General features: G+C 71.3%; 2 protein-coding genes. Both read right to left on the reverse strand.

Annotated elements, in window-relative coordinates:
* Positions 1-417: FAD-dependent oxidoreductase (locus ABD908_RS26950; protein WP_345001925.1), on the reverse strand; the 417-nt coding region annotated here is incomplete at its 3' end.
* Positions 418-487: 70 nt separating this feature from the next.
* Positions 488-3,052 carry an ABC transporter permease gene (locus tag ABD908_RS26955; protein ID WP_345001927.1) on the reverse strand — a complete coding sequence of 855 codons (2,565 nt, stop codon included), beginning with the start codon at positions 3,050-3,052 and terminating at the stop codon, positions 488-490.
* Positions 3,053-3,185: the final 133 nt, after the last annotated feature.

Consider the following 3,185-nt stretch of genomic DNA (forward strand, 5'->3'; position numbering starts at 1 on the left):
GGTCAGGCCCGCACCGGCCACGGTGACCCGGCCGCCGCTCGCCAGCGCCCGCAGCGCCTCGCGCGCCGCCACCGCAGCCTCCCAGGTGCCCACTCCGAACGTCCCGGCCGGAGCGGCGACACCCGCGCCGACCGTGTAGACGAGGCGATCGAACTCCAGCTCGCTGCCTCCCTCGACGCGCAGCGCGCCGTCGCCGATCTTGTCGACGGTGCCCACATGCACGTCGATGCCGGGCCGCAGCATGTCCGCAAGCGGGACGGTCGCGGCGCCCGTGTCCGCGATGTGCTGGTGCAGCCGAATGCGCTGCACGAAGTCCGGGCGCGGGTTGATCACCGTGACCCGCGCGTCGGACCTCCTCCTCAGCCGGTTCGCCGCGATCACGCCCGCGTACCCGGCTCCCACCACGATGACCCTCATACCTACCTCCTGCAGCCGTCGGCGTATCCGTCCTCCATGGGACACCACGCGACTGCAGGTTGTGACAGAGCTACCCCTCGGCGATCGCTGCAAGCGGCGGTGTGTGGGCCGCCCGGATGGCCGGCAGCACCGCGGCGATCACGCCGACCACCGCGGAGCCGGCCAGCATGTACAGCACCGTCGTCCACGGCACCTCGATCGCGCTCAGGCCCTGGTTCCGGAGCGCGTGCACCATCGCCGCCCCGATCGCCACTCCGATCACCAGCCCGAGCGCAGCGCCGAACACCGAGATCAGCGCCGACTCGAGGTAGATCGACCGGCGCACCTGGGCGCGCAGCATGCCGGTCGCGCGCAGCATGCCGATCTCGCGGCGACGTTCCACGACCGACAGCGCCAGCGTGTTGACGATGCCCAGCACCGCGATCACGATAGCGAGCGCGAGCAGCGCGTACAGCACCCCCAGCAGCGAGGTGATCATGGTGGCGGCCTGGTCCTTGACGCCCTGCTGGTCGAACACCTGCACCGTCATCAGCGGGTCGAGTGCCTTCTGCAGCGCCGCCTTGACGCTCGCCTGGTCGGCACCGGGCGTCGTGTTCACCCAGATGTTGAGCGGCGCGATGAGCCCGGCCGTGGCCCCCTTGCCGGAGGGGTACAGCCGATTCATCACGGACGAGTCGACTATCCAGCCGGTGATCAGGTTGGGCTGGGGCACATAGGTCCCGGTGACGTCGACGGTGACCGGGCTGCCGTCGAGCAGCGACACCAGGGTCACCTTGCTGCCGATCTGCCACCCGTGCTTCGCGGCGGTGTCCTGGTCGACGAGCATCCCGCCCGGGCCGGGATCGACGTCGCCCGCTACGCGGTCGAGGTGGAACGAGTCGGACAGGGTGCCGTCCACGCCGATGCCCGTCATGCGGTCGTCGCCGACCTTGGCGGGCAGCACGTACTGCACCGTCTCCCCCGAGACGCCCTGCACGTTCTTGATGGTGCTCACCGTGTCGGCCGGCATCACCCCGACAGGGCTCTGCAACACGAAGGTCGAGCGCATACCGGTGTCGACGCGCTGGTCGACGGTCTTGTGCATCGACGACCCGAGGGTACCGATGATGCCCACCATACCGACGCCGATCACCAGCGCGAAGGCGGTCGCGGTGGTGCGCTGCGGGTTGCGCGCGACGTTGGTGGCACCGAGCTTGCCGGCGGCGCCGTACGTGGCGGTCAGCCATCGGCCGATCCGGCCCAGCACGGGCTCCACCATCGCGGGCCCGCCGACGATGACGGCAAGGACCAGCGCGAACCCGGAGACCCCGACGCAGATGGCGGAGCCGGTACCGATCGTGGTGCTCGCGACGAACAGCAGCGCGACCGCATTGACCGTGAGCCCGAAACCCACGGCGCCGCGGGCGGTGAGATCGGTGCTGCGCGCACCGTCCTGCTCGCGCATGGCGGCGACCGGCGGCGTCCGCGCCGCGCGGATCGCGGGGATCAGCGCGGAGGCGACGGTGACCACGGCCCCGACGACGATCACGGTGACGACGACCCACCACGACACCGTCAGGCCCGCGTCGGGAAAGCCGCTCCCCCACTTGTTCACGCCCCAGCGCAACAGGTAGGCGAGGCCGATGCCGACGCCCAGACCGATGACGCCGCCGAGCAGGCCGACGACGACGGCCTCGAGCACCACGGAGTTGCGCACCTGCCCCCGGCTCGCGCCGATCGCGCGGAGCAGCGCGAGCTCCTTGAGCCGCTGCGCCACGATCATCGAGAACGTGTTGTAGATGATGCACACGCCGACCAGCAGGCCGATCACGCCGAACATGATCAGGAAGTAGTTGATGAAGGTCAGACCCTTGTCGACCTGGTCCTTGTAGGCGGCGCGCACCTGGTCGCCGGTCTGCACCTGGTACTGCGGGTACTGCTTGGCGAGGGCGTCGGACAGCTGCTGCGCCGACACCCCCTTCGCGGCGAGGTCGATGTACGGCACCGTCGTGCCGTTGCTGAGCAGACGCACCGCGGTGTCGTGCGCGAACAGCACGTTCACGTAGGCACCGGTGTCGGCGGCGGTGCTGTAGGTGCCCACCACCTTCATGGTCGTGACGCCGGCGGACCGGCCGGTGACCACCTGCGTGGTGGCACCGGTGGGCAGGTCGAGGCGGGCGGCGGCCCCCGAGTTGATCACCATCTCGCCCGGGCCCTGCGGCGCGTGCCCGGTGACGATCGGGGTGCCGGCGGGGTCGAGGCTGTGCCCTGCGGCCAGATACTCGCCGCCCGTCACCGGCGAGGTCACCTGCTGCACGACCTTGCCGCGGCCGTCACGGAGGGCGACGGTGCCGGTGACCGCGGGCTGCACGGCGCGGACGTCACCGCGGGCGGCGAGGGTACCGGCGAGGCCGAGCGGCACGCCCGGCGACGACTCGGTGGGCGCGGCGGTATCGATCCCCTCCGGCGACACGCGCACGTCGACGCCCTTGGCGGTGTTGGCCGACAGCCCGTCGAACGCGCGCGACAGGGTGCCGGTGAACACCAGCGAGCCGGCGATGAACGACGTACCGAGCACCACCGAGACCACCGTCATCAGCAGTCGACCCTTGTGTGCCAGCAGGTTCCGCAGTGCTACCTGGGTGAGACCGGACACCTCAGGCCCCCGCGCGCGCGGGGTCGCGCTCGTCGGTGTCGGGCTGCTGCGGGAGCGGGCGCGGCGCGAGCCAGGCCGGCAGCACCGGTGTACCGGGGACGATCGCCGAGTGGCCGGCAGGTCGAGCCGCGGG

This window comes from Tsukamurella soli (assembly GCF_039541155.1).
Classification (GTDB): Bacteria; Actinomycetota; Actinomycetes; order Mycobacteriales; family Mycobacteriaceae; genus Tsukamurella; species Tsukamurella soli.